The 1,770-nt window shown below is 37.2% G+C and carries 2 protein-coding genes; one reads left to right on the top strand and one right to left on the bottom strand.

The genetic code is table 11. From position 1 onward, the window contains the following. On the bottom strand, positions 1-833 hold an 833-nt coding region (locus JS605_RS17405), incomplete at its 3' end, for an IS110 family RNA-guided transposase (protein WP_203259003.1). Positions 834-1,013: 180 nt separating this feature from the next. On the opposite strand from JS605_RS17405, the gene JS605_RS17400 reads away from it, so the two are divergent. Further along, on the top strand, positions 1,014-1,553 hold the full coding sequence (locus JS605_RS17400) for a hypothetical protein (RefSeq protein ID WP_203259002.1): 540 nt from the start codon (positions 1,014-1,016) through the stop codon (positions 1,551-1,553). Positions 1,554-1,770: the final 217 nt, after the last annotated feature.

Below are 1,770 nucleotides of genomic sequence, written 5' to 3'. Positions count from 1 at the left end.
TTATAGTTACCGCCGCTTTGATAAACCCCGGGAGATAGCCCTACATAGCCCGCCAAATGCTTTACATTATTAAAACGACGTAAATCGCCCAATTCACTTATAATACCACAGGCCACGATACCCCCTATTCCAGGAATGCTCCGCAGTAAGTAATAATCTTTCTTATGATACTTTCTGCAATACCCCCGAATTTGGGTCGATACATCACGAAGTTCTTTATCTACAAACCTGAAAAATCGAAGTCTACTCTCAAGAGTTGCCTTGGCCGTTGGATATTTAAACATCATAGTATCCAACCATTTTCTATACGCATGGCTCCAATGATCGTTATCAAACTCTATAGGCTCTTTAATACCAAAATATAACAATTGCATTTTTATATAACTCTTGATCCTTCGAAAGTCCTTGACCAAGTCATTACGCCTTCGAAACAGACTTCGAAGACTCTCCCGTTCTATTGAGGGCACATGAATGCCTTCTAAGCGCCCGTCTTTAAGCTCTCGGCTTATCAATTGTGCATCAATACAATCCGTTTTTGTGTAACGCTCTTTGCCCTTGCGATGAATCTCCGCCGGATTAACCACCAAAGAGTCCCAACCGTAACTTTTAAAACAACGGTGCGCATAATAGCCACAACAACCCGCTTCGTAGGCTGTACTTACCGCGTGATTTGGAAAATGTTTATCCACATAGCCTTTTAATTGTTCGGGGCTAGCAGACATACTAAATGTCTTGCCCGAAAATAAGTCCGTACTACAATGTATCTTCCAACTTCGCTTGTGTATGTCAATCCCTATGTATAACTTAGGGGTAGCAGTAATTTGAGTGTTCATATCTTAATCGTTTATCGTGAACCTTAAAGATACTCGACTTACTGCTTTTTCATCGATGCTATAGCTCATTGCGGCTGAATTCCTAATCGGAATTCATTGCAATTTGCTATCTTTCGGTTACGGCGGAAAATCCTCGCGGATTTCCCGCAACGAGCCATACACAAAACCGTTGGCAACCATTTGAAAGAACATTTAGATAATATGGATGAAAAAATCATTATAAAATATATCGATGAACTAGTCAATGATTTTTTAGGCAATCCTTTCCAAGATTTTACCGTTGAGGAATTCTTGAACGAAAGCATGAGATTCCGAGCAGAACAGATGACAAAATCCCAGAAATTAGACCTCGCTGACCAAATTGAGATTTTTGGACTTAAAGAAAAACTGTTTAAAAAACAAGAAGGACATATATTACTCTTGGATGAAAAAGGTATCGAACTTAAGAGTTTTGGTAAAGGGTATTTAGCGTTCAAGAAAAGTTTAAAAGCAAAGCCATTGGACTGGTATAGAGTTGTTCCTATCATTTTGACTATTGTTTTTGGTTGCTTAAATCTATATCAAAAGTCCGAATACAGCGGTTTAAAGAATCGATTTGAAACTTTAAAGAAAGATTCTGATTCTTTAAAGAATGAATATAATTCTCTGAAAGTGAAGAGTGATTCTTTGAAAGTTGAATTAAGTCGTTTGAGACATAAACCGATTGAAGATAAAGAATAACCATTATCAGCCACATCACAAACCAGAAATCCAACCGATTAATAAAATCTCGGACTGAGTATTTAATATTATAAAAAACGGTTGCCAACAATGTGTCCTATGAAAAGCCATTGTTTAAGCAAGTACCTTAGATGAGTTTAAATTTACTATTTTATTTTTAATTATATCATAATGCTAATGTGGTGTTGGAATGTTGGCTAACGCGCAGCGTTATCAA

It is taken from the genome of Hyunsoonleella ulvae (assembly GCF_016827605.1).
Classification (GTDB): domain Bacteria; phylum Bacteroidota; class Bacteroidia; order Flavobacteriales; family Flavobacteriaceae; genus Jejuia; species Jejuia ulvae.
This window is presented reverse-complemented; position numbering and strand designations above follow the sequence as displayed.